This window comes from Methylomonas stagni (assembly GCF_050154735.1).
GTDB classification, from domain to species: domain Bacteria; phylum Pseudomonadota; class Gammaproteobacteria; order Methylococcales; family Methylomonadaceae; genus Methylomonas; species Methylomonas koyamae_A.
Window position 1 is genome coordinate 1,977,037 of record NZ_CP189557.1, and the last position, 21,086, is coordinate 1,998,122.

Here is a 21,086-nt window from a genome sequence, read left to right on the forward strand (position 1 = left end):
TCCATGGCCGTGTTATTTTTCAATTTAAGAGACGTTCCGTTCGACGAAGCCGACGACATCCGCCAACTGCTGACCGAACACGAGATCGGCTTTTACGAAACCTCGGCCGGCAATTGGGGCATTTCAACCGCAGCCATCTGGCTTTACGATGCCGACGACCTGGAGCAGGCCCGCGCGCTGTGCGACGCCTACCAAGCCGAACGCGCCGAAACCCAGCGCGAGCTGTATCGGCTACGCAAACTGCAAGGCCAACACACCGGTTTTTGGCGGCATAACCTCGGCCAACCCTTACATTTTCTCAGTTACAGCGCATTGATCGCCGCGGTCGGCTACGCCTCGGTGAAATGGTTGTTCGATTTGGGACTGTGAAGCGCCGCCGGACCGGCGCTTTCCGCGTCGGACCGGCGACACTGAAAACGGCTTAACGCGTTTTCAGGATGGTTAGCAGTTTTTGGGCGTGCTCGGCGGCTTCGACGCCCAAGTCGGTCAAGTAACCGCCGTCGGCCTGGCTGACCAAGCCTTTGTCGTGCAAACGTCGCGCGGCCGCGATCAAGGCCGGCTCGGCGTTACCGTGCACCTTGACCCCCTCCTGAATCGACTCCAGGTTGTACAGCGCCAGCAGCCGAATCTCGGCATATAAGTCTTCGTTCAATGGCATAAAGTCTCCCCTCTGTTATTGTTGATTTTCCATGATGGTCGTTGCCAGCCAACTATAGACGCGTTTGACCAGCAACGGGTAATTTTGCCGATAAGCGTGATCGTCGCCGTCGATGCGGATCTGCCGGTAAACCGGATTCTCCTTACCGGCGACGCGGCGCTTGGCGGCGGTTTCCGTCACGTCCGGCCAGTCGGCTTCGGCGTAAACGTCGAGCAACGGCAGATTGATATTCTTCACGAAGCTTAGGGTTTGCACGCCGGCCTGACTGCTATCCGGCACCGGCAAACTGATCGCGGCAAACGCGACGACATTGACCGGGTTCCGGCTGAGGCGGGCGGCCGCCATCGCCGCGCCGATGCCGTAACCGACCATCGCAATTTGCTTGGCGCCGATTTTGATCGCATGATCGATGGCCGCTTGAATCCGGGCGTCGGCCTCGCCAACCAACGGGTAATAATCTTCCAGCGCCGCGCCGGCTTCGCGCAACGGCAACTGTATCGCCAAGCTCGCCCAGCGGTGCCGCGGCAACACCGTGCGTAGTTCGCGGATCAGCGGTTGCTGATCGGGATGACTATCCGCGTCGTGCAGAACGATGACCACCTGCTCGTTAGCGGATTTTTCGGCATCGACGAACAGCGCCAGGAAACGCCCCCCTCTCCGGTTTGCAGCCAAATCGCTTCGCCGATGGCCGGTTGCTGCTGAATCGCATCGGCATAGGCCTGCTCGCGGGCCGGATCGCCCGCCAATGCCGAAAACGCCAAGCAAACACCGCAAAACGCGATCGCCAGACGCATCGCTCAACCCTTGCTGTAAAAACCGCTGAAGGTGTAACGCTCGTGCAAATGCCGCAGCAAGACCATAATCACAGAAGCCACCGGCAAGGCCAGCAACACGCCCAGAAAGCCAAACAAACGGCCACCGGCCATCACCGCGAACATCACCGCGACCGGGTGCAAGCCGATCTTGTTGCCGACCAGCCAGGGCGTCAACACCATGCCCTCCAAGCTCTGCCCCACCGCGAATACCATCAGCACCGGTAATAAATGTACCGCGTCTTGAAATTGCAGCAGCGCGGCAATGCAGGAAAACACAATGCCGACCAAAGCCCCCATGTAAGGAATGAAACTGATCAAACCGGCCGTCATACCGATCACCAGCGCCAATTCCAAATCGACCAGCCATAAACCGATGCTGTAAATGCCGCCCAGGGCCAACATCACGTAAAACTGGCCGCGCAAGAAGGCGCCGAGGACATCGTCGGCCTCGGCGGCCAGCGCGCCGACCGTAGCGGCGTAACGTCGCGGAAACAGATCGTGAACGCGCTCGACCAACACATCCCAGTCGCGCAACAAATAAAAGGTGATGACCGGTATCAGCACCAGATTCATCAACCAGCCGATGATCACCGCACCGGAGTGCGATACCGACTGCATGAAGTTTTCGAATACCCCGCCGCCGTCCTGCCACTGGTTTTTGATCAAGGTGCTCAGCTGCTCGATGTGCAAGGGCCGGACGCCGCGGCCCAAATATTTTTGCAGCACCGGAATCACGGTACGATTCAGCCAATTCAAATAGGCCGGCAGTTTGTCGATGAACTCGCCGATTTGGTATTCCAAGGCCGGGATAACCACGATCAGCAGTGCGGCGATCGCCAGCGAAATGCCGGAAAACACCAGAACCACCGCGACCGTGCGACTCAAGCTTCGTCCTTTAAAGTCCAGCGCTTCCAATCTGTCAACCAGCGGGTCGCCAAGATAAGCCAGCACTGCCGCCACCGCGAACGGCATCAGCACCGGCGACAGCAAGTAAATCAATGCGGAAGCACCAATCAGAAAAGCCAGCACTAACCATTTTTGCGAATCGCTGAGATCTCCCATCGTCCTCTCCTATTCGGCGGGTTGCCGCCGGGCTTTCCAGACTTCGATGACGATAGGTAGAATTGAAATCACGATGATGGCCAGGATCGCCAGTTCGAAGTTTTTCTTGACGACCGGAATATTGCCGAAAAAATAGCCGGCGAAGACGCAAATCAGTACCCACGCCAAGCCGCCGATCAGATTAAACAGCAAGAAGTCCCGATAGCGCATTCGACCGATACCGGCCACAAACGGCGCGAAGGTGCGAACGATGGGTACAAAGCGCGCCAACACAATCGTTTTACCGCCGTAGGTATCGTAAAAAGCTTGGGCCTTCAACAAATGCTGGTGGTTGACCCAACTCAGCGTAAAGGCTTTGTGACCGATGCTCCGTCCTATCCAATAATTAACGGTATCGCCCAGCACCGCCGCCAGCGCCAACAGGCTCAATAAAGTCGGCATCTCGAAAGACTCCAGCGCCGCGAACGCGCCGGCCGCGAACAACAAGGAATCGCCGGGCAGGAACGGCATCACGACAAAACCGGTTTCGATAAAGATCACCGCAAACAAAATCGCGTAAGTCAAAGTGCCGTACTCGCCGATCAAATCGGCCAAGTGTTTATCGATATGCAGCAATACGTCGAGCAAGAAATGCAGCCAATCCATGTTCAATCCGTTAAGTTGATGAAGTCGGCTCATTATAGCCCGGAGCGACCGGCCGCCGCCGAATTCGCGCCGAAGCGCCCGGCGTGCCAAGCAAGACCGCCTAACGGCTCAATACCTAACCAACACGTTCTCGTTGGACAACAAACGGCGCAAGCGAATCAACAGCTCATCGGTCGGCCGGACCCGCCACTCTTCGCCAAGTTGCAACGCTGCCTTGTCACGGGCGGTGCGATAGTCGATCTGGACCGGGCAATTGCCGCCGCGAAACGGCGCCAGTATCTCTTGCAGACGCGCCAGCCAGTCGCCGTTCGCTTCGAGATTGGCGGTGTCTATCGTCAGCTGAATACCGCGCGCGAATAGCTCGCGGGCTTCCTCGATGCCGTACAACTTTTCGGCGGTCATTCGTAGGCCGTTGGTAAAGTCGTCCATCGCCAACGAGCCTTCGGCGACCAGGATCGTGTCCTTGCTCAGCAGGTTGCGGTATTTGTCGAAGATGCCGCTGAACGCGGCGACTTCCAAACGGCCGGTGCGGTCGTCCAGCGTCGCGAAGCCCATCATCTTGCCCTGCTTGGTCTGACGGGTACGCATTTCCACAATCAGCCCGGCGACCCGCGCCTCCATCTTGCCGCGCGCCCGGCCGGCATCGACTTCCAAGCTGCCCAGCGTACCGTGGGTGATGTGTTTGAGCTCCGGCAGATATTCGGCGATCGGATGGCCGGACAGGAACAAACCCAGGGTTTGCTTCTCGGCTTCCAGTTTTTCTTTTTCGGTCCACGGTTCGACGGCGGTGGAGTAGGCGTCGGCCTCGTTATCGCTTTCCTCGACTTCGACGCCCAAGCCGAACAAGTCGTTTTGGCCGGCCAGCGCCATTTTGCCATGTTGCTCGGCCACTCTGAGCGCGGTGGTCAGTTCGGCCATGTGAGCGGCACGGTTCGGGTCGATGGTATCCAAGGCGCCGGCCTTGATCAGCGCTTCCAGCACTCGTCGGTTGACCTTGCGCAGATCGACGCGCTTGCATAAATCGTACAAACCCGAATACGGCCCGTTGGCGTTGCGCTCCTTCAGTAAATCCTCGATCGCGTTTTCACCGACACCCTTGATCGCGCCGATGCCGTAGACGATCTGGCCCTGGTCGTTGACCGTGAAGCGAAAATCGGACAGATTGACGTCGGGTGGCCGGATTTGCAATTTCATCTCCCGGCATTCCTCGATCAACACCACCACCTTGTCGGTGTTGTCCATATCGGAGGACATCACCGCCGCCATGAAGGCCGCCGGATAATGCGCCTTCAGCCAAGCTGTCTGGTAAGCAACCAATGCATAAGCCGCCGAGTGCGACTTGTTGAAACCGTAGCCGGCGAATTTCTCCATCAAGTCGAACACGTAGGTGGCGATGCCCGCGTCGATCTGGTTGGCGACCGCACCAGACATGAACTTCTCCCGTTCCTTGGCCATTTCCTCGGGCTTCTTCTTACCCATCGCCCGCCGCAGCATGTCGGCGCCGCCCAGCGTGTAGCTTGCCAGTTCGCGGGCGATCTGCATCACCTGTTCCTGATAGAGAATGACGCCGTTGGTCGGCTTCAGGATAGGTTCCAGCAGCGGATGGGCGTATTCGGCCTTGGCGCCGTGCTTGACGTTGATGTAGTCGTCGACCATGCCCGATTCCAACGGACCGGGCCGGAACAGCGCCACCAACGCAATGATGTCGTCGAAGCAGTCGGGTTTAAGCTTTTTGATCAGCGCCTTCATGCCGCTGGACTCCAGCTGGAACACCGCCGTGGTCTGGGCCTTCTTCAACAGCTCGTAACTGGGCAGGTCGTCGCGCGGGATTTGAGCAATGTCCACCGGCGGCTCGCCCTTCGCGGCGCGCTGGCGGTTAATCGTTTCCAGCGCCCAGGCTATGATGGTCAGGGTCCGCAGCCCCAAAAAGTCGAACTTGACCAGGCCGACCGCCTCGACGTCGTCCTTGTCGAACTGGGTCACCAAGTTGCCGCCGCCCTGCTCGCAATACAGTGGCGAAAAGTCGGTCAGTTTGGTCGGCGAGATCACCACGCCGCCCGCATGCTTGCCGGCGTTACGCGAGATGCCTTCCAGCGCGCGGGCCATGTCAATCAACTGCTTGACCTCTTCCTCGGCCTCGTACAAGTCCTTGAGTTCCGGGCTTTCCTTCAAGGCCTTGTCCAAGGTCATGCCGATTTCGAACGGAATCAGCTTGGCTAGCCTATCGACGAAACCGTAGGCATGGCCCATCACCCGGCCGACGTCGCGAATCACCGCCTTGGCCGCCATCGAACCGTAGGTGATGATCTGCGACACGTGATCGCGGCCGTAATGACGCGCCACGTAGTCGATCACTTCGTCGCGGCGTTCCATGCAAAAGTCGATATCGAAGTCGGGCATCGACACCCGCTCCGGATTCAGGAAGCGCTCGAACAGCAGGTCGAATTCGATAGGATCGAGGTCGGTAATTTTTAGCGCATAAGCCACCAGCGAGCCGGCGCCCGAACCCCGGCCCGGCCCGACCGGAATGTCGTTATTCTTGGCCCACTGGATGAAGTCGGCGACGATCATAAAGTAGCCGGGAAAACCCATCTGCACGATCACGCTCAATTCGGTTTCCAGCCGCTCGTCGTAGACCTTGCGATTGTCCTCGAACGAGCCATTGCCGACCGGCGCGTGCTGCTGCAAGCGTTCTTCCAATCCCTCGCGCGAGGCCTGCTTGAAATAGTCGGCCAGCGTCATCCCCTCGGGGACTTCGAAATCGGGCAGGAAATTTTCGCCCAAGCGCAACTCGACATTGCAACGCTTGGCGATTTCGACGCTGTTTTGCAAGGCTTCCGGCAAGTCGGCGAACAGCGCCAGCATTTCCTCGGCGCTGCGCAAATATTGCTGCTCGGTGTAATCCTTCGGCCGGCGGCTGTCGTCCAAAACCCGACCTTGATGGATGCAGACCCGCACTTCGTGAGCGTCGAAATCGCTCCGATTCAAAAAGCGCACATCGTTGGTCGCGACGACCGGCAAGTCCAATTCGGCGGCCAAATCCGCCGCCAGCTTGATGTAACGCTCCTCGTCCGGTTTGCCGACGCGCTGGACTTCTAGGTAAAAACTGTCCGGGAACAAACCGGCCCAGAATTCGGCGCAAGCCTTAGCCAGGGCAAAATTTTCCGACAACAGGGCCGCGCCAACATCGCCCTGCATTGCGCCGGACAAGGCGATCAGACCTTCGTGGTTTTCGGCTATCCAGGCTTTTTGCAGCATCGGAATGCCTTGATGCTGGCCTTCCTGGTAACCCCTCGACACCAGTTCGGTCAAGGTCACATAACCCCGTTGATTGCGAGCCAACAAAGTCAGGCGGTGCGGCGCGGCCGGTTCGTCGTCGTTGTAAATCAGCACATCGGCGCCGGCGATCGGCTTGATGCCGGCGCCTTGCGCGGCTTTGTAGAATTTGACCAACGAGAACAGATTGCTCTGCTCGGTAATCGCCGCCGCTGGCATATTGAATTCGCCGAGCTTTTTGACCAGCGGCTTGATGCGGACGATACCGTCAACCAGTGAGAATTCGGTGTGGATGCGGAGGTGGACGAAGCGGGGATTCATCGCGGTCAACCCAGGAATTTTTTGACCGGCGCGTAGGAGCGGCGATGTTGCGGCGATACGCCCAATTCCGCCAATGCGCTCAGATGGGTTTTGGTCGGATAACCTTTGTGAACGGCAAATTGGTAACCGGGATAGAGTCTATCCAGCACGTCCATTTCCGTGTCGCGCGCGACCTTAGCCAGGATGGACGCGGCGGAAATTTCGGCGACCAAGGCGTCGCCGCCGACCACCGCTTCGCCGGGGCAAGCTATGCCGGGCAACCGGTTGCCGTCGACCATGATGTAATCGGGTTTGATCGCCAATTGGCTGAAAGCTCTGCGCATCGCGACGAAGGTGGCTTGCAAGATGTTGATGCGGTCGATTTCGCTGGCTTCGGCGCGGCCGACCGCCCACGCCAGTGCCTTGACCTTGATTTCGTCGGCCAGCGCGGCGCGGCGTTTTTCGCTGAGTTTTTTGGAGTCGGTCAAACCGGCAATCGGCTTGGCCGGATCGAGGATCACCGCCGCCGCGACGACCGGACCGACGAGACAGCCTCGCCCCACTTCGTCGATGCCGGCGATCAGGCGTGAAGGATTAACGGAGGATGCCGCGGGTGACATTGCGCAAGAAACTGACCATATTGGAAAGTTCGTTGCTTTCGCCGGCCATGCCTTCCATCTCTTCGATGGCGTCTTCCAGGCGCAAGTTGTTCTTGTACAAGATTTTGTAGGCCTGACGAATCTGGCGTATCACTTCCGGCGATTTACCGTTGCGTTCCATGCCGACCGAATTGATGCCGTGCGGCCGGGTCGGCCGGCCGCCAACCATCACGAACGGAGGAATGTCCTGAGTAATCGCGCTACCCATCGCCGAGAAGCTGTACTCGCCGATCTGGGTGAATTGATGGACCAGCGTAAAACCGCCCAAAATGGCATGATCGCCGATGTGTACGTGGCCGGCGATCGATGCGCCGTTCGCCATGATCACGTGGTCGCCAATCTCGCAATCGTGAGCCACATGGGTATAGGCCATGAACAGATTATCGCTGCCGATCAACGTCAAGCCTTTATCCTGCAGCGTGCCGCGATGCATCGTGCAGAATTCGCGGATCACGTTGCGGTCGCCGATTTCCAACCGAGTCACTTCGTCGGCGTACTTTTTGTCTTGCGGGTCTTCGCCTATCGACGAGAATTGGTAAATCTTGTTGTCGCGGCCGATCGCGGTTGGACCTCGAATAACCACGTGCGGCCCGATTTCGGTGCCGGCGTCGATTTGCACTTCGGGACCGATGACGCTGAACGGACCGACCGAAACGTCTTCGGCCAATTCGGCCTTGGGATGGACTACCGCTCTGGAATCTATCATGACTTAGCTCGTCGCGACCGCGCACATGATTTGTGCGCCGGCCGCCAGTTCGCCATCGACTTCAGCGCGGCAGTCGAAAGACCATAGATGGCGTTTGTGTTTCAGATAGGTCACTTCCAGGCGCAACTGGTCGCCGGGCACGACCTGCTTTTTGAAGCGGGCGTTGTCGATGCCGGCCAAGAAGAAAGTGGTATTGCCCTGCCCCAATTTGTCGTCGCTTTTCGCGGTCAGTAGCGCGGTAGCTTGCGCCAGCGCTTCCAGGATCAGCACGCCGGGCATGATGGGTTGCGCCGGAAAATGACCTTGGAAAAACGGCTCGTTGAAACTGACGTTTTTAATACCGACCAATTTCGCGCCGGGTTCGCACTCGACGACTCTATCGACCAACAAAAAGGGATAACGGTGCGGGAGAAGTGCCTGAATTTGCAATATGTCTAGCGTACCTGTCATGATGGTCCGGAGTCGGTGGAGGTAAACGAAAAAGGGAGCCAGCCGGCGGGCCGTCTCCCTCGCTTTGAAGTCGGCGTTTCCGACGGAAACGCTCTTGAATTATTGCGACAGCGTTTCCAGCTTTTGTTGTACCCGCGCGGTGACGTCGATTTGGTCGTTAGCGTAAATGACGCCGTCGGTCAGCAGCAGGTCGAACGACTCCTCCTTAGCTAACGCTCTTACTGCTTCGACGATACGTTTTTGCAGGTTACCCAGTTCTTCGTTGCGGCGCATATTGAAGTCTTCGCTGAACTCTTGCTGAGCTCTGGCCGCATCGCGTTTTTTATCCAAAATGTCTTTTTCCAAACGGTGGCGTTCTTCTTCCCCCATCACAGCGGAATCCCTGCCGAGTTTGTCTTCCAAGGTTTTGATTTCTTTTTGCTGAGAAACCAAAGCTTTATCCCGAGGCGAAAATTCGGTTTCCAAACGCGTTTTTGCTTTCGCTGCCTGCGGGGCCTTCTCCAATACTTTTGCCACGTTGACGAAACCGATCTTCAGTTCCGCGTGACTAACGCCAGCAAACACCATCAGCGTTAAGAATAAAGCAATACTTTTTTTCATGGTAATAACCATCTCCGGTTAAATTGTGTTAAGACAGAACGCAAGCCCGATTATAGGGTAAAACTGCCTTGAACTGAACTAAAATCCCGAGCCGAACGTGAACTGGAAGGCCTGAGTTCTATCTCCAGACTCGGAATTGAGCGGTTGAGCCACGCTGACCGCCAACGCGCCGAACGGCGACAGCCATTCCCCGGACAAGCCCACCGAGTAGCGGAAATATTTGCGGAGATCGCCGGTGCTCAAGCCCGGCGACAAGGTACCGGCATCGACGAACGAGCCGATCCGCACCGACTTGACGTCGCTCAAAAACGGAATCGGGAAAAACAATTCGGCCTTACCGATCAGCTTGGTCGCGCCGCCGATCGGACGATTGGTGTAGGCGTTCTTGTTGAGCGTGGTCGCGTCGATCACACCCAGCGTATTCTGCATGAAGCCGCGCACGTCGCCGGTACCGCCGGCGAAATAGTTTTCGAAGAACGGCAAGCCGTCGGTGCTGCCGTAGCCGCCACCGTGAGCCACCTCGCCCAATAAGCGGAACGTGAAATCGTTGGATAGCGGAAAGTAGTGTTGGTGCTTATAGCCGACCTTGTAATACTCGAGATCGCTACCCGGTATCGTCGCCAACGCCGAAATCCGCTGCTGGCCGCCGCTATGCGCGAAGGTAGCCCGATCCAGCGTATCGTGGGTCCAGCCGGCCGAGGTCGACAAACTGGTAAAGCTTTTCGAGCGAATTTGACCGCTGGTATATTTGGTGTAACCGAGAAACTTCAGAATGGTATCGGACGAATACGCGGTATTTTCGATTTCGGTCCGTTTCAATTCCAGGTCGAAACCCACCCTGTCGAATTCGTTTAGCGGAATGCCGAAGTTGACGCCGGCATTGGTGATCGTCGTGTTATACGCAGCCAAGTTGGCGGCATAGGCGTTACGCGAAGTATAGCCCAAATTGTAACCGAGCGACACACCGTCCAGCGTGTAGTAAGGATCGGTGAAACCCAAGTTGTAACGCGTCAAGATGCTACTGTTGTTGAACGCGAAATCCAGCCGCTTACCGGTACCGAAGATGTTGTCCTGCGACACGTTGGCGTTGAAGATGATGCCCTGCACCTGCGAGTAACCGATACCGGCCTGCAAGTTACCGGAGGCTTTTTCCTTGACGGTGTAATTGACGTCGATCTGGTCGGCCACACCGGTCACCGGCGGCGTTTCCACGCCGACTTCCTCGAAATAGCCCAAGCGGTCCAGACGAGTCTTGGTGCGCTCGATCTTACTGCTGGCCGCCCAACTGGACTCCATTTGCCGGGCCTCGCGGCGGATCACTTCGTCGCGGGTCTTGGTGTTGCCCTTCACGTTAATCCGCCTGACGTAAACCCGTTTACCCGGATCGACGAAAAAGTCATCGCCACCGTTTTGGATTGCTCGTTGATTTCCGGGACCATATTGACGTTGGCGAAGGTATAACCTTCGTCGCCCAGCCGGTCGGAAATCGCCTTCGAGGTCTCGGTGGCGTTTTTACGAGAGAAAATTTCCCCAGGTCCGACCTTAACCAGTTTGATCAAGTCCTCGGGCGACACGATCAACTCGCCGGACAATTTGACCTTTTCCAGCGTATACACCTCGCCTTCCTTGACGTTGATCGTAATGTAGATTTCCTTCTTATCGGCGGTGATATCGACCTGGGTCGATTCGATCGAAAAATTGATGTAGCCGCGATCCAGATAATACGAACGCAGCTTTTCCAAATCGGCCGATAACTTTTGCTTGGAGTACTGGTCGTCCTTGGAATAGAAGGACAGAAAATTGGTGGTGCTGAGTTCGAATTCCTTGCGTAAGGCATCGCTGGCGAAGGTTTTATTGCCGACGATGTTGATCTGCTTGATCTTGGCTACCCGGCCCTCGGAAATCTCGATGCGTATGCCGACCCGGTTGCGGGTCAGATCGGTGACCTCGGTCTTGATCTTCAAGCCGTATTTACCGTGGCTGAAATATTGGCGGCGCATCTCCTGCTCGACCTTGTCCAACACTTGCTTGTTGTAAACCTTGCCTTCCGCCAGACCGATTTTCTTCAAGGCTTCGGTCAAGTCTTCCTTCTTGATGTCCTTGTTGCCTTCGATGACAATTTTGGCGACCGACGGCCGTTCGACCACGGTCACGATCAAGGTATTGCCGTCGCGCTCCAGCGTGATGTCCTTGAAAAAACCGGTATTGAACAAGGAGCGGATCGCCGAGGCTTGTTTTTCGTCGGTGAAGGTTTCGCCAACCGATACCGGCAGATAGTTGTATACCGTACCCGCCGAAATCCGTTGCAATCCCTTGACCTGGATGTCATCAACTACGAAGCTGCCGGCGTGGGCCAATTTGCCGGCCAAGGCACTCAGCAACAGTATTTGAAATAGCGGATTTTTCTTCACGCACTCAACCAAGATGTATAAATGGCGGCGATTGTAACACGCGTGCCCACCATTCTAGTGCGTTGAAAAGTAAATCATCGTTAATGCTGGCCGGGATTTTGCTTTACCTTTGAATTTCAAACGCAAACATCAACATTGCGAAATCCAACGCAAAAAACAGCAGATAACAGCTTGATTTTATTTACGACGTCGTTGCTTTAACTCCAGCCCAAACGCAAACTGTCAATTCGACAGTCAAATGCGCTCCAAATCGTCTTAACAGCTTGTCCGACACCGATAAATCCGGGTTGTAAGGATTTTAATAGCAAGCCCTCTGGCGGAATCCAGCGACAAACGAGCACAAGACAATTTGGGCCATGAATCAAATGGGTTTGGGCGTTACCCAGAATTACCAAAAACCACGTACTGGTAACGCTTGGGATTTTGCCAAACTGGCGTCTGAGATTGCTTACGTCAGAAATCGAGTCCTGATGGGTTACGGTATCAATCACTATCTGGAATACGGCCTATCGGTTCCTTGCTGCGATTCCAAACGTTCCGACCGGGCGATACGAATTGCTTTCAAGGCTATTAAACTGAATGGCCAATACAACGGCTGGCAAACCACGCACAAACATTGGTTCGGCAAGGATACGGCTGATAGATCGGCGGCATTAACTATTACCGTGATAATCGGTTCGAACCAAGCCAAGAACAATTCGCCGAAATTTTTTATAGCGGCCGAATGCGCCGTGGACGCCGGGAATGAGGCCCTTCTTGAATCCGTAGAACAAGATGTCTGGACTATTCTTCATACAATGTCGTTAAATCAGTAGATTCTGCTCGATACACGCAACCACGGCGGCCGAAGGTCTCATACCCAAGCATTCGGCTCAAATCAAAGGATTACCGCCGCGAGAAAACTCGATACATTCAAGACTCAGCCGAGATACAAACCTAAGTTTCTAAGCCGACGCGCACTTGGACCACGCCACCAGCGACCGCTAAGTCTCCGATCTGTTTCGCCGATGGCGTTTCGGGCCAGTGTCCTGTTCAGCGTTTCAAGCCGCCTCCCCCACCAACTCCAAGCCCCTAAACACCGAGCAGCGAATAAATACATCCAAGGTCGGCGCCAGTTGTTTTTGCATACAGAACTTGGCGACCAGTTTGGTCAGACCCTTGATATCGCGGCCGGAGGCGCCGGGGAACAACTCCACCAGTTGCTCGATCAGTTCGTCCGAGATCGGCAGCGAGAACTGTTCGGTCATCACCTTCCAGATTTTGCGGCGGTCGGCGCTATTGGGCGAGTGATAACGGATCATCGCGATGCAGCGGGAGATGATGGCTTCGTCGATGTCGTCGACCCGGTTGGTGGTCAGAAACAACAGGCCGTTGAAGTATTCCAGCACCCGCAGGAACACGCCGACCACGGCATTGGAGGCCAGGTTGTCGGCGCGCTTCTTAATGTACACGTCGGCCTCGTCGATCAGCATCACCGCGCCCCAGCGCTGGGCGCGGATCAGGGTTTCCTTCAGGGTTTTCTCCATTTCGGCGACGTTCAAGCCGAGCTGGCCGGAATGCACCCGGTACAACGGCCGCTTGATGATTTCCGAATACACCTCGGCGGTCAGGGTCTTGCCGACCCCGGCCGGCCCGGCGCACAGCACGGTGGTGCCGCCGGATTTGCCTTCGACGATGTCGTCCATCAGCATGTCCATTTCGGCGGTCAAGATGTCGATCAAATCGGTTTGCTCGGGTGGCAGGATCAGCTTTTGTTTCAGTTCCGGCTGGTAGACGTAGGGCTGCATATCGTCGACATGGACCCAGACGTGGTGGTGCAACTCCAGATGAAACAGCAGGATGTAGCCGTGTACCGGCAGTTCGGTGAACAAGCCCTTGCCGACCTCGGCCTTGGCTTGCTCCATCTGGCTCTCGGTCTTGCTGTCGTAGCGCATGCTTTTGCCAGCCTTGCGCAAATAGGTGCCGAAGATGTCGCCGGAGGCTTCCAGCGTCAGCACCCGGTCGCTGAGGATATTTTCGTCGTTGACCAGCCGGCACGCGCCGCCGCCGGACGACAGCACCACGGTATTTTTGCGGGTCCAGTCGTTGCTGCGGTGGCTGGCGGTCGGGTCTTCGGCGTAGATGCCGGTACCCCAACCGGAGAATTGCTCGCCGTAGCGGCCGCGCCAATCGAAATAGCGGGCAGCCGCGTCATCGTAACTGGCCGTCAACTCGGCGGTCTCCTTCAAATAACCCTTGCCGGCAAAGATTTCGGGAATGGTTTTGTGGTCCAGATCCTTGCCGCGGATTACCAGAGTTTCGATCGCGATCTTGCCCTTGCTGTTGGCTTTTAATTCAATCAGGATGCGCCCGGCTTCTTCCTCGCCCGGCGGCGTGTAATCGACGCGGGTAACTAAATAAGCCAGGGTTCGGCCGCCATGCTCGACGTGAAACAACCAGCCGTGAATCGCGCCGTCCAACAAGTAGCTCGCGATGTCCGGCAGCAGTTTTTCCAGATCGTCCGGTCCGTAGCGGCGGTGATCGTCGGTTAAGGCTTGCCGCAACGCCGTCAGCAGCGCGGCCTGTTGCTGATAACTCTCGCCTTGTTGGGCGTAAATGCCGGCCAACGTTTCCATCTCGACGCCGCTGAGTTGATCGTAAAACACCTGGGCTTTATTGCCGAAACGCAGTTGCTCGTTCAAGCCGGTCAGGCGCGGGTGAGCGGTCAACAGTTGCTGAAGATGCGGTTTATCTATGGACAGTTTCATCGAACGATTCCTTATCAAAGCGGCGAAAAACAAAATGGGTTAGCGAGCGTGGACTCGCGGTCGAGGCAAAATCAACGCTGGTTACTCTGAACACCGGTGAGCGAGACATCTCTGTGTCGGACGGACTTCGATCGCGGTTAAAGCCGCGCTTACACCCACCTTTTTCAATCTCCCGAACGCAAGCTCTTTCACAAACATTAGCCGGCTTCTGCTCCACTCAACCGGTGCTAGCCTCTCCGTCCGGTTGGGGTAACGCCAAACACAGCAATTCGGCCAAATGCAGCGGCTTGGCGAAGCCGCCGCCAACAATTTGTTCGCGGCAGGAAAATCCGCTGCCGACCAATAGCGCATCGGGCTCTGCGCGTAGCGCCGGGAACAAGGCCAGTTCGGCCATCGCCTGGGCATCGTCGTAATGTTCGGCTTCGACGCCGAAGTTACCGGCCATGCCGCAACAGGACGACTCGATCAGTTCGAACGACAAGCCGGGAATTTGCTTCAAAATTTTGCGGACCGACTTGATCGAGCCGACCGCTTTCTGGTGGCAATGACCGTGCAGCAGCACCCGCGATTGACTCGGGATCGCTTGAAAAACCAGATTCCAGCGCTTGGCGCTTTGTTCGCGGACGATAAACTCTTCCAGCAGCACGACTTTTTCGGCCAAGTTACGGGCCGATTCGCCCAAACCCAGTTTCAGGTACTCGTCGCGTAAACTCAGAATACAGGACGGCTCCAGACCGACGATGGCGCGGCCGGCGTCGATATGCTCGGTCAACGCGGCCAGCATCCGGCGAGCCTCGGCGCGAGCTTGGTCGAGCATGCCGTTGGAAAAATAGGTGCGCCCGCAACATAGCGGCCGCTGGTCTTTGTCGGTGGGGGACGCCGCCGCGACATGGACGTGGTAGCCGGCCGCCGTTAGCAAATTTTTTGCCGCCTCGGCCGAGGCCGGGTTGAAGTAGTAATTGAAAGTATCGACCAGCAGCACAACTTGCCGGTCGCTCAACTCCGGGTGCAGAACCAAACTGGATTGTCGCGGCACTTGAAATGGGCGCTCAGCCGGCAGCGGCAATTCCGCCTTTGCGCTAATGCCCAACACCGATTGCGCCAGTTTGGCCAGCAGCGGCGAACGGTTGCGCCACGCGATCAACCGACGCAGCACCGACCACTTCAGTAATTTGGGCAGATGCCCCCACAATTGGCGGCGCAACGGCAGGCCGCGCCGGGCCGCTTGCTGAGCCAGGAATTCGGCCTTGATCGCCGCCATGTCCACTTCGTTTTCGCATTCGCGCCTGCAACCCTTGCAGGCCACGCACAGATCCATCGCGGCGACCAAGGCAGGATCGAACAGCGCTTCCGCGTCGTCGGCGTTCAGCGCGGCTTTCAGCAACTTGACCCGTCCGCCCGGCGACAAATCCGGATTGCCGCTAACCCGAAAGCTCGGGCACATCACGCCCTTGTCGGCCTGCTGCTGGCATTGCTTGCTGCCGATGCAAACCGCGATCGCCTTGGCAAAATCGGCACCGTGCTTGGGGATGTCGGCGTAGGCATCGCCCATGCCGGCATTGCGGTAGGACGACCAGTCCAATAACAACTTCATAAATGCTGAACGAGTGAAAACCAGCATCAAGCAAAAACGAAGCCACCCTGCTCCGCCGGCCGAAATCGCTGGTTAGCGGCGAACGCAACGCGGCTGGGCCGGCGCCGATTGTCGCAAAACCGACAATCAATGGCCGGCGCGAACGATTTACCACAGACTTTACGGGCTTAATCCGGCGAGAGCCGTTGGAATAGCGACAACTCAACGATCAAGCCCTTGGCGTAAGCGCGGTTTTACCCGCCAACCCGGCTTAGCGCGTGGACTCGTCTATGCGCCGGATTAATTTCGGCACAAAACTTGCGGAAATTAGGCTTTCAAAAAATAACGAGGAAACCCACCGTGGAATTGGAAAACTGCGCCTGTCGCTATTTCATCAGCTACAGCGGCGTCAAGCTGCCGCTGAAACTGGTTAACGAACTGCCCGACGCAAGCCATCTGGAAAACCGCAACACCTACTTTCGCGGCTTTTTCGACGGCGACGAACGGCTATTGCTGCTGGAAAAACTGGTTTACGGCGACGTAGAACTGCGCCATCAATATAGCTATCACGGTAACGGCACGTTGAGCCAAGCGGAAATCACCGACGTGGACGGTGAGATCACGGTACTGAGCTTCGACGAAGCCGGTCAAGCGCTAGACTGATCGCACCGGGCCAAATCCGCTAGGTGTCGCGTTCCGGTTCGTTGGGATCGGTCAACTCCAGCAAATCGACGACATTGAGCTTGATCGCCAGCCGGGTCAGCTCGATGTCGCTGCCGACGCCCAATTTACGCTTGATCAGGTAATGGCTATTGCAAACGGTCTTGACGCTGATATTGAGCAGTTTCGCGATCTGTGCCGGCGTTCGCGCCGCGACCAATAAACGCAAAATTTCGAATTCGCGCGGTGTCAAGGCTTCCAAGGCCCAGCCCTCGCCGCCGAGTTTTTCCATCGCCAACGCTTGGACCACGGTGCCGCTCAATACGTGACGGCCCCGCCGCACATCGCGGATGGCTTGCAACAGCGTTTCCGGGTCCTCGTTTTTACCGATATAGCCCAACGCGCCGGCCCGACAGGCCTGCCAAGCGAACGCCGGATTCTGATGCATGCTGAATACCAGGATTTTGGCGCGGGCATCGCGCTGGCGAATCCGGCCGATCAATTCCAAGCCGCTTTGGCCGGGCAAGCTCCAATCGGTGACGACCACGTCGGGATCGACATCCCGGAATAAGCCGTAAGCCGTCGCCGCATCGCCGGCTTCGGCCACCAACAACATATCGGGCTGCTTGGCCAGCAAGGCGCGATACCCCTCGCGAACGATGGCGTGATCATCGACCAGCAGGATGCGAATCGCCGCGCCGTTCATTCGACCGCCTGTTCCGGCAAGGGCAGACTGACCCGCACCCGCAGTCCGCGCGGTTGGCGCACGACCAACTCGAACCGACCGCCCAGCGCGGTCACCCGCTCGCGCATGCCTACCAAGCCAATGCCTGGGCCGTCCGCAAACGGTAGGCCTTCGGCACATCCGTCGTCGCTAATCGTCAATTCGGCGCGCTCGGCGATCGTCAAGCAAATCTCGGCCAGACCGGCGCCCGAATGCTTGGCGATATTGTTGATCCCCTCCTGCACCAAGCGGTAAATCGCAGTGGCGGCGTCCGCCGACAAAAGCCGGCAGTCGCCGTCTATTTTTAGCGCGTAGCGGGTGTGGTTGGCGGCCGGCCGTTGCCAGGATTGCACCAAACCATCCAGCGCGGCCGCCAAACCCAGCTCGTCCAATTCCGCCGGCCGCAGCCGGGTCGTCAAGCCGCGCAACCCTTCATGTAACCCCCGTGTGTAGCGAGCAATGCGTTCGGTTTCGGCCAACAGCTCCGGACAGTCGCGCTTAGCGGTTTGGGCGATCGCCGCATTGACCGCGTTAATCGCGGCCAGGGCTTGGCCGAAATCGTCGTGCAGTTCGCGGGCCAGATGACGGCGCTCATCCTCCTGCACTTGCAGCAAGCGCGCCGCCAAGCGCTGGCGCTCGCTCAGCAAACGTTGCTGACTGTCCGCCAAGCGGTTGATCGCCGCGCCAATCAAACGCCATTCCAGCAAGGCGTATTCCGGCAAGCGATAGTCCAGCTCGCCGCGCGCCAGTCTCGCCAAACCGGCCGCCACGTCACCGGCCGGCCGCAACGCCCGGCCAACCGCCAGATAGACCAGTCCGGAAATCGTCAGCACCGTCAGCGCCGACAATTCGGCCAGATCGGTCAAGGTCGCCCAAGCACGCGCCACGGTCAACTCCGCGCCTGCTTCTACAACCACCGTGCCTTTCGAGGCGCTGTTTAAACCAACATCGCGACGGCCGACCGGCTCCGCGCCGAAACCGTGCCGGTACAGCACGTCGAACCAGACCGGCCAAGGCGCCGCCGCCAACGCGGCACCGGTGCAGACATGGCGCATCACGCGGCCGTCCGGTGCTTCAAAGCCGACGCACAAGCCCGGCACGCGGCTGGTTTGCTTCCACAACTCGAAATCCGGAAACCCGGCTGCCGACGGATAGCCTGAACGCTCCATCAATAATTGGTAATCCAGTTGGCGAGCCAGCGAATCGGCGCTCGCGACGACTAACGCATTGACTTGCTTGGCACTGCGTTGCAACGCGTAATACGACATCGCGGACAAGCAGAGTACCGCCGCGACGGCGATGCGGGATAACAAATGCCACTTCAAATTCATCGAGCATGCCTGGAAAAACGGATGGCCTCATTGTAAGCAGCCCGTCCCGAGCTGCCTAGCAAGTACCGCCCGGCGGGCAAATTGCCCGAATCGGCCGGGCAAATCTCGGCTGATCCGCTGGGCCGGGCGGCGTAATCTGGCACCACCTTCGCGAAAGACGATCGCCTCCTCGCTGGCGGCGGTAGCCAAATCGTCCGGTGGGTGGAAATCGAGGCCGGTAGCGCTGCCGCCGATGTCGGCATGCCGCCAATCGCGGCTAGAGCTGCTGCCGAATCGCCGATTTTCATGCCCGAGGGTCAACCGAAGTAATTGATCACTAGGAGATAATCATGACTAAAACATTGCTGAAACCAGTATTGGTTCTAGTCGGGTTGATCGCCGGCCCAGCCCCAGCCGCGCCGCGCATCGCGATCCCCGCTTTCGAGCTAAACGACATTACGTCGCTGCCGAATACGCCGCAAGAAAAACAGCGTACCGCGTCGATGGCGCCGCTGTTGATCGCCGCGCTGTCCCACGACGGCGCCTACCTCGGCGAGCGCGTCGCGGACGCGGCCTTGACCTCGGCGAACGCCGGCTTCGGCTATTTATTCCACCATCCGGATCTGGCCGCCGATCTGGGCAAAGCCCAAGGCGCGGACTGGATCGTCGTCGCCCAACACAGCAAACCCAGCTTTTTGGTGTCCTATCTTTGGGCATATCTGGTCGATACTCGCAACCGGCAAATTTTGGCCCGCTACGACATCGAACTGAAAGGCAACCACTCCAGCGTCACCGAACACGCGATTGCCGCGCTGGCCCGCAAAATCAAGCAGAGCTTGGCCGGCCCCAGCAGCGCGCCGGTTTCTTTCTCGGCCACTCGATAGGCAATCAGGCGGCGCGGCGATCGGAATAGATCCGCGAGGAACGACCAGTTCGCGGTCCAGCGTTGGTTAATTAGTAAAGGGGTATCCCTGCTCGCGGCTCGGCTGGCGCATCCTCTGCCAGCGGTTTACCGTATTGGCTTAGGCAAACAAGCTCAGCAAGCCATTGCTGGCGATCGCTCGCCCGGTCTCGATTTCGTCGATGACCGGGTCGGCAACCGACACCTCCTGCCCGGAAGCTTGACCCTGCCGCCCGCGCTGTTGGTCGCCGGCCATTTGAAAACCCTCGCGGCCCGAGCGTTGCTCGGACTGTTGCTGCGACACGTTGACATCGGCCAGATTCAAGTTTTGACCGCCCAGCATCTCCCTGAGCTTGGGAATCGCCGCCTCGATCGCCTCCTTGACCACCGCGTGCTGGGTGGTAAACGTGACGTTGGCCTGATCTTGATTGACATCGATTTTGATCGAAATCGGTCCTAAATATTCGGGATTCAAGCGAATTTCCGCCGACGGTACCGCCTGATTGTGCATCCACAACAATTTCTGACCGAGCTCGGCATTCCATTCCGGGTGGTTGACCGGCCGTCCGATCACAGCGGCTTCAGGCTGCGGGCCTGCATTGGCCGCGACTCTATTCAATTGGCCCACATCCGCCGCGACCCGCGACCAGCGACTGTCAGCGCTATCGCCACTTTCGGCGGACACTTTAACGGCGGACAGACCGCTGTCCGACGACGGTTGCTGGGGCGCTTGCTCGTTGTTGCCGGTCTGCCCGCCGGCGTTACCGGTCGCGGTTTCAGTGCCCGCGCTGGAACCGATGCTGGTCGCCGCCGAGGCCGTCAAATTCTTGGCGTCGTCACCGGTCAAGTTTGCCAGCAACGCATCCCGGCCGGCCGCGGTTTGCAATTTGGCGGGCTGGCGTTCCTGACCTATCGCCGAAGCGGTTTGCAAGGCGCTGGCCACTTGCTCATCAGACTGGGCGGAAACCGTCGCGGCGGTCTGGATAGAAACCTCCGCCGAGGTTTGAGAACCAAGCTCCGCCACCTTAGCCGCCGGCACCTTGGTAAGGCCAGCGGCGTCCAGCGCGGCTTGTAACTGCTCGGTCAAGTTACGGATCTCGAAATCGTGGCTTTGCTCGGTAGACGTGTCGATCTCGGCGACCGGCGTTGCTTGAGCGCCTTCCGGCGCAGCGGCCTCAAGGCTTTGCAACGATTGCAGCACCTCGGCCAAAGCCTGCAAGGTGTCGTCCAGATCGATTTCGGATTTGGCCGAATCCGCTCCGCCGGCTTGACCGACCGTGGTAGCCGGCAAGCGTTTGCCGAATAACGCGGCAAAGTTTTGCAGGGTTTGCCCGTCGATCACCTGGCCTTCGCTGCCCGAAACTTGGCTCGGCAACGACAAATCGCCAGCGGTGCTTGCGCCATCGGATGCCATGGCCTGCTGCAAGGCCGTCAACTGCCGCATCAGCGTATCGGAAAACCCGGCCGCACCGCCTTCGCCGGAAAATAAACCGTTCAAACCGTTCAAACCGTTCAAACCGTTCAAACCGGCGGCATTTTCGGTGCCGGCCAACAACGAAACCAAATTGAAACCTTGAATATTCATGGCG

General features: G+C 57.9%; 18 protein-coding genes and 1 pseudogene. 4 read left to right on the top strand and 15 right to left on the bottom strand.

Annotation, left to right across the window (positions count from 1 at the left end; translation table 11 throughout):
* Nucleotides 1-3 precede the first annotated feature (3 nt).
* Nucleotides 4-369, top strand: coding sequence for a DUF6164 family protein (locus ACP4CD_RS09210; protein WP_071157153.1), 366 nt, complete (start codon nucleotides 4-6; stop codon nucleotides 367-369).
* A gap of 52 nt (nucleotides 370-421) precedes the next feature.
* On the opposite strand, the gene ACP4CD_RS09215 is transcribed toward ACP4CD_RS09210, so the two are convergent.
* From ACP4CD_RS09215 to bamA, 10 genes and pseudogenes are all read right to left on the bottom strand, one after another.
* Complete coding sequence (locus tag ACP4CD_RS09215; RefSeq protein WP_064030313.1) at nucleotides 422-658, bottom strand: TIGR02647 family protein; 237 nt, start codon at nucleotides 656-658, stop codon at nucleotides 422-424.
* A 15-nt stretch (nucleotides 659-673) separates the two neighbouring features.
* The gene (locus tag ACP4CD_RS09220; protein ID WP_426994336.1) at nucleotides 674-1,330 is read right to left on the bottom strand and encodes a DUF3530 family protein; all 657 of its coding nucleotides are present in this window, start codon (nucleotides 1,328-1,330) and stop codon (nucleotides 674-676) included.
* A gap of 125 nt (nucleotides 1,331-1,455) precedes the next feature.
* Nucleotides 1,456-2,535, bottom strand: a complete 1,080-nt coding sequence (locus tag ACP4CD_RS09225) for an AI-2E family transporter (protein ID WP_064030318.1) — start codon at nucleotides 2,533-2,535, stop codon at nucleotides 1,456-1,458.
* Nucleotides 2,536-2,544: 9 nt separating this feature from the next.
* Entirely contained in the window at nucleotides 2,545-3,180 is a 636-nt protein-coding gene (locus tag ACP4CD_RS09230) for a DedA family protein (RefSeq protein ID WP_426994337.1), read from the bottom strand.
* 108 nt (nucleotides 3,181-3,288) lie between these two features.
* Nucleotides 3,289-6,777: a DNA polymerase III subunit alpha gene (gene dnaE, locus ACP4CD_RS09235; protein WP_426994338.1), complete on the bottom strand. Its 3,489-nt coding sequence runs from the start codon at nucleotides 6,775-6,777 to the stop codon at nucleotides 3,289-3,291.
* Nucleotides 6,778-6,782: 5 nt separating this feature from the next.
* Complete coding sequence (rnhB, locus tag ACP4CD_RS09240; protein ID WP_064030324.1) at nucleotides 6,783-7,376, bottom strand: ribonuclease HII; 594 nt, start codon at nucleotides 7,374-7,376, stop codon at nucleotides 6,783-6,785.
* A complete protein-coding gene (gene lpxA / locus ACP4CD_RS09245; RefSeq protein WP_064030326.1) occupies nucleotides 7,351-8,121 on the bottom strand; it encodes an acyl-ACP--UDP-N-acetylglucosamine O-acyltransferase in 771 nt (256 codons plus the stop codon). Before lpxA ends, rnhB begins: the two co-directional genes overlap by 26 nt.
* Nucleotides 8,122-8,124: 3 nt before the next feature.
* Nucleotides 8,125-8,571 carry a 3-hydroxyacyl-ACP dehydratase FabZ gene (fabZ, locus tag ACP4CD_RS09250; RefSeq protein ID WP_064030328.1) on the bottom strand — a complete coding sequence of 149 codons (447 nt, stop codon included), beginning with the start codon at nucleotides 8,569-8,571 and terminating at the stop codon, nucleotides 8,125-8,127.
* Between the two features lie 99 nt (nucleotides 8,572-8,670).
* Nucleotides 8,671-9,171: an OmpH family outer membrane protein gene (locus tag ACP4CD_RS09255; RefSeq protein ID WP_426994339.1), complete on the bottom strand. Its 501-nt coding sequence runs from the start codon at nucleotides 9,169-9,171 to the stop codon at nucleotides 8,671-8,673.
* A gap of 78 nt (nucleotides 9,172-9,249) precedes the next feature.
* Nucleotides 9,250-11,582, bottom strand: a pseudogene (bamA, locus tag ACP4CD_RS09260) (outer membrane protein assembly factor BamA).
* Nucleotides 11,583-11,938: 356 nt separating this feature from the next.
* On the opposite strand from bamA, the gene ACP4CD_RS09265 reads away from it, so the two are divergent.
* Nucleotides 11,939-12,397, top strand: a complete 459-nt coding sequence (locus tag ACP4CD_RS09265) for a hypothetical protein (RefSeq protein ID WP_426994340.1) — start codon at nucleotides 11,939-11,941, stop codon at nucleotides 12,395-12,397.
* Between the two features lie 225 nt (nucleotides 12,398-12,622).
* Here the strand turns inward: ACP4CD_RS09265 and ACP4CD_RS09270 are convergent, their stop codons facing one another.
* Both ACP4CD_RS09270 and ACP4CD_RS09275 read right to left on the bottom strand, forming a co-directional pair.
* Entirely contained in the window at nucleotides 12,623-14,329 is a 1,707-nt protein-coding gene (locus tag ACP4CD_RS09270; RefSeq protein WP_064030338.1) for an AAA family ATPase, read from the bottom strand.
* 217 nt (nucleotides 14,330-14,546) lie between these two features.
* Complete coding sequence (locus ACP4CD_RS09275; protein WP_426994341.1) at nucleotides 14,547-15,923, bottom strand: (Fe-S)-binding protein; 1,377 nt, start codon at nucleotides 15,921-15,923, stop codon at nucleotides 14,547-14,549.
* Between the two features lie 339 nt (nucleotides 15,924-16,262).
* On the opposite strand from ACP4CD_RS09275, the gene ACP4CD_RS09280 reads away from it, so the two are divergent.
* The gene (locus ACP4CD_RS09280) at nucleotides 16,263-16,565 is read left to right on the top strand and encodes a DUF6156 family protein (RefSeq protein ID WP_071157137.1); all 303 of its coding nucleotides are present in this window, start codon (nucleotides 16,263-16,265) and stop codon (nucleotides 16,563-16,565) included.
* A 19-nt stretch (nucleotides 16,566-16,584) separates the two neighbouring features.
* Here the strand turns inward: ACP4CD_RS09280 and ACP4CD_RS09285 are convergent, their stop codons facing one another.
* Both ACP4CD_RS09285 and ACP4CD_RS09290 read right to left on the bottom strand, forming a co-directional pair.
* Nucleotides 16,585-17,268 carry a response regulator gene (locus tag ACP4CD_RS09285; protein WP_426994342.1) on the bottom strand — a complete coding sequence of 228 codons (684 nt, stop codon included), beginning with the start codon at nucleotides 17,266-17,268 and terminating at the stop codon, nucleotides 16,585-16,587.
* Nucleotides 17,265-18,617, bottom strand: coding sequence for a histidine kinase (locus tag ACP4CD_RS09290; RefSeq protein WP_426994343.1), 1,353 nt, complete (start codon nucleotides 18,615-18,617; stop codon nucleotides 17,265-17,267). Before ACP4CD_RS09290 ends, ACP4CD_RS09285 begins: the two co-directional genes overlap by 4 nt.
* Nucleotides 18,618-18,946: 329 nt before the next feature.
* Between ACP4CD_RS09290 and ACP4CD_RS09295 the strand changes: the two genes are divergently transcribed.
* The gene (locus ACP4CD_RS09295) at nucleotides 18,947-19,480 is read left to right on the top strand and encodes a DUF2380 domain-containing protein (RefSeq protein ID WP_426994344.1); all 534 of its coding nucleotides are present in this window, start codon (nucleotides 18,947-18,949) and stop codon (nucleotides 19,478-19,480) included.
* A 138-nt stretch (nucleotides 19,481-19,618) separates the two neighbouring features.
* On the opposite strand, the gene ACP4CD_RS09300 is transcribed toward ACP4CD_RS09295, so the two are convergent.
* The gene (locus tag ACP4CD_RS09300; protein WP_426994345.1) at nucleotides 19,619-21,082 is read right to left on the bottom strand and encodes a flagellar hook-length control protein FliK; all 1,464 of its coding nucleotides are present in this window, start codon (nucleotides 21,080-21,082) and stop codon (nucleotides 19,619-19,621) included.
* Between the last annotated feature and the right edge of the window lie 4 nt (nucleotides 21,083-21,086).

What these genes read in the sequence shown, in the direction of transcription:
- ACP4CD_RS09230 (WP_426994337.1), bottom strand. Translation starts at nt 3,180, where the DNA reads ATGGATTGGCTGCATTTCTTGCTCGACGTATTGCTGCATATCGATAAA.
- ACP4CD_RS09285 (WP_426994342.1), bottom strand. Translation starts at nt 17,268, where the DNA reads ATGAACGGCGCGGCGATTCGCATCCTGCTGGTCGATGATCACGCCATC.
- ACP4CD_RS09295 (WP_426994344.1), top strand. Translation starts at nt 18,947, where the DNA reads ATGACTAAAACATTGCTGAAACCAGTATTGGTTCTAGTCGGGTTGATC.
- ACP4CD_RS09275 (WP_426994341.1), bottom strand. Translation starts at nt 15,923, where the DNA reads ATGAAGTTGTTATTGGACTGGTCGTCCTACCGCAATGCCGGCATGGGC.
- rnhB (WP_064030324.1), bottom strand. Translation starts at nt 7,376, where the DNA reads ATGTCACCCGCGGCATCCTCCGTTAATCCTTCACGCCTGATCGCCGGC.
- ACP4CD_RS09210 (WP_071157153.1), top strand. Translation starts at nt 4, where the DNA reads ATGGCCGTGTTATTTTTCAATTTAAGAGACGTTCCGTTCGACGAAGCC.
- ACP4CD_RS09255 (WP_426994339.1), bottom strand. Translation starts at nt 9,171, where the DNA reads ATGAAAAAAAGTATTGCTTTATTCTTAACGCTGATGGTGTTTGCTGGC.
- ACP4CD_RS09290 (WP_426994343.1), bottom strand. Translation starts at nt 18,617, where the DNA reads ATGAATTTGAAGTGGCATTTGTTATCCCGCATCGCCGTCGCGGCGGTA.
- ACP4CD_RS09270 (WP_064030338.1), bottom strand. Translation starts at nt 14,329, where the DNA reads ATGAAACTGTCCATAGATAAACCGCATCTTCAGCAACTGTTGACCGCT.
- ACP4CD_RS09225 (WP_064030318.1), bottom strand. Translation starts at nt 2,535, where the DNA reads ATGGGAGATCTCAGCGATTCGCAAAAATGGTTAGTGCTGGCTTTTCTG.
- lpxA (WP_064030326.1), bottom strand. Translation starts at nt 8,121, where the DNA reads ATGATAGATTCCAGAGCGGTAGTCCATCCCAAGGCCGAATTGGCCGAA.
- ACP4CD_RS09265 (WP_426994340.1), top strand. Translation starts at nt 11,939, where the DNA reads ATGAATCAAATGGGTTTGGGCGTTACCCAGAATTACCAAAAACCACGT.
- dnaE (WP_426994338.1), bottom strand. Translation starts at nt 6,777, where the DNA reads ATGAATCCCCGCTTCGTCCACCTCCGCATCCACACCGAATTCTCACTG.
- ACP4CD_RS09215 (WP_064030313.1), bottom strand. Translation starts at nt 658, where the DNA reads ATGCCATTGAACGAAGACTTATATGCCGAGATTCGGCTGCTGGCGCTG.
- ACP4CD_RS09300 (WP_426994345.1), bottom strand. Translation starts at nt 21,082, where the DNA reads ATGAATATTCAAGGTTTCAATTTGGTTTCGTTGTTGGCCGGCACCGAA.
- fabZ (WP_064030328.1), bottom strand. Translation starts at nt 8,571, where the DNA reads ATGACAGGTACGCTAGACATATTGCAAATTCAGGCACTTCTCCCGCAC.